Annotated in this window: 3 protein-coding genes; 2 read left to right on the plus strand and 1 reads right to left on the minus strand. The window is 75.9% G+C overall.

The window, feature by feature from the left end; all coding sequences use genetic code 11:
- On the plus strand, positions 1-563 hold a 563-nt coding region (locus tag KS423_RS43155), incomplete at its 5' end, for an AMP-binding protein (protein ID WP_374120161.1).
- Positions 564-639: 76 nt separating this feature from the next.
- On the opposite strand, the gene KS423_RS43160 is transcribed toward KS423_RS43155, so the two are convergent.
- On the minus strand, positions 640-1,860 hold the full coding sequence (locus tag KS423_RS43160) for an amidohydrolase (protein ID WP_224285157.1): 1,221 nt from the start codon (positions 1,858-1,860) through the stop codon (positions 640-642).
- A 119-nt stretch (positions 1,861-1,979) separates the two neighbouring features.
- Here KS423_RS43160 and KS423_RS43165 point away from each other — a divergent pair.
- Positions 1,980-2,625 (plus strand): condensation domain-containing protein (locus KS423_RS43165; protein ID WP_224285158.1); only part of this gene is annotated, 646 nt, incomplete at its 3' end.

Raw genomic sequence — 2,625 nt, forward strand, 5'->3', positions numbered from 1 at the left:
GCGCCCTGGCCGCCCGTGGGGCCCGCCCGGGCGCGGTGGTCGGCCTGGCGGCCGTCCGGCGTCCGGCGGAGCTGCTGACGGCGCTTCTGGCGGTGGCGAAGTCGGGCGCGGCGTACCTGCCGCTGGACCCGGCGGACACCCCCGGGCGGCGGGAACGGCTGCTCGCGGAGAACGCTCCGGTCTGCGTGCTGGGGGAGGGGGTGCCCGGGGCGCTGGCCGGGCTGGAGACGGGCGGCGAGCTGCCCACCGACCCGCCCCGGGCGCTCACCCCGCAGCACCTGCTCTGCGTCGGGTGCGGCCAGGGCGGGCGCCCGACCGCCGTCCGGCTCACCCACGCCGAGGCGGACCGCCGGGTGCGCGAGCTCCAGGCGGCCCACCCGCTCGGGCCGGGCGACCGGGTGCTGCACCTGGGCCTGCCGCTCTGGGAGTACCTGTGGCCGCTGCGGACGGGCGCCGCCGTGGTGCTCGCCGACCCGTGGCAGGAGGGCGAGGTCGGGGTGCTGGTGCGGGAGCTGGGCGTGACGGCGGTGCGGGTGGCGCCGGGGGTGCTGTTCGGCGGGTGAGGGCGGGCGGACGGCTTTCGGATGACAACTTTCAGCGAACAGATTTCGTTGTCTGTTCGCTGAAAGTTGTCGGCTGTCATTCGTTCGTGGCCGCCGTGGCCGCTGGAGCCGCCGCGAGGTCCCACACCCGACCTGCCGCCCGACCCGCAGCCAGGTCTGCCGCCGTCCAGGCCATCGCCACCGCACCGTCCAGCACCGCCCGCTCCGCCTCCGCGCCCAGCGCCGCCTCGGCGAACGCCGCCTCGTGCGGGGCGCAGGCGCCGCCGGTGATGTCCAGTACCGGATGGATCGACGGCACCGCGTGCGACACGTTCCCCATGTCCGTACAGGCGAAGGGCCCGCTCTCGACCGGCTCCGGCCGGCCGAGCGCCGCCGCGTTGGCCCGCCACAGCGCCAGCAGCCGGGGGTCGGAGCGCATGTCCAGGTAGTCCGGATCGGGCCGGGTCAGCTCCACCTCGCAACCGGTGGCGAGCGCCCCGGCGCGGAAGCAGTCCTCGACCCGGGAGCGCAGTTCGGCGAGGTCCTCGGCCACCGAGGCCCGGATCTCGTACTCGGCGCTCGCGCTGTCCGGGATCAGGTTCGGCGCCGTCCCGGCCGCCGTGGTGATGCCGTGCACCCGCCACTGCGGAGGGAGTTGTTGGCGCAGCAGCCCGATCGCGACCTGGGCGACGGTGAGCGCGTCGGCGGCGTTGCGCCCCCGGTGCGGGTCGAGGCTCGGGTGGGCGGCGCGCCCGGTGTAGCGGACGGACAGCGTGCCGAGCGCGAAGGAGTGGAAGTCGGCGACCTCGACGGGGCAGGGATGGACCATCATCGCCGCGTCCACCCCGTCGAACGCCCCGGCCTCCAGCAGCAGCGCCTTGCCCGCCCCGCGCTCCTCGGCCGGCGCGCCGATCACCCGTACGGTGAGCCCGAGTCGGTCCGCGAACGGGGCGAGCCCGAGCGCCGCGCCGATCCCGGCGGCGGCGATCAGGTTGTGCCCGCAGGCGTGGCCGAGCCCGGGCAGCGCGTCGTACTCGCAGACCAGCGCGACGGTGACCGGTCCGCTGCCGAGGCGCGCGTCGAACGCGGTGGCCAGGCCGTGGGCCGGTGCGGTGACCGCGTAGCCGTGCGCGCGCAGCAGTTCGGCGCACCAGGCGGCCGCGAGGTACTCCTCGAAGGCGGTCTCGGGGTGGGCGTGGATGCGGCGGCTGAGCGCGAGCAGCTCGGACCGGTGTGCGTGGACACGGTCGCGCAGGGCCTGCTTGGCGTCGGCGAGAGGCGTGGTCGACGGTTCGGCGAGGGGCTCGGTCGGGGGCATGGGCGGCGTCTCCGGATTGTCAGGGTCCCGGCCCTGCGGGGCCGTTGACCAGATCATATGAAGTTAGATTAGGCTAACCTAAGTAAGGCGTTCCGGATCCCCGAGGAGCTCTCCACCCCATGCCTGCCGTCGAAACCCAGATCGCCGACAGCCAGACCGCCGACATCCCCCTGCTCGCCGCCCAGGCCGCCATCTGGTACGCCCAGGCCCTCGACCCCGCGAGCCCGGTCTACAACACCGGCGACGCCGTCGAGATCACCGGTCCGCTCGACGAGGACCGGTTCGAGCAGGCACTGCGGCAGACGGTGGACGAGGCACAGGCGCTGAGCGCCGTCGTCGTCACCGGCCCGGACGGCACGCCCCGCCAGCGGCTGCGCCCCGGCCGCAGCTGGCCGCTGCACCACCTCGACCTGCGCGCCGCCGCAGACCCGGCCGCCGAGGCCGAGGCCTGGATGCGCGCCGACCTCGCCCGCCCGGCCGACCTCGCCGAGGGCCCGCTGTTCACCCACGCGCTCATCCGGCTCACCGGGGACCGCCGGCTCTGGTACCGCCGCATCCACCACCTCGCCGTCGACGCCTACGCGTTGACCCTCCTCGGCGATCGGGTCGCCGCCCTCTACGCCGCCCGTGCCACCGGCGCCGAACCCGCCCCGAGCCCCTTCGCCGGACTCGCCGAGGCCGCCGCCGAGGAGGCCGCGTACCGCGGGAGCGCGGAGTACGAGGCCGACCGCGCCCACTGGTCCGCCCGGATGGCCGGCGCCGGCC

Source organism: Streptomyces sp. LS1784, assembly GCF_020103755.1.
GTDB lineage: Bacteria > Actinomycetota > Actinomycetes > Streptomycetales > Streptomycetaceae > Kitasatospora.

What these genes read in the sequence shown, in the direction of transcription:
- KS423_RS43160 (WP_224285157.1), bottom strand. Translation starts at nt 1,860, where the DNA reads ATGCCCCCGACCGAGCCCCTCGCCGAACCGTCGACCACGCCTCTCGCC.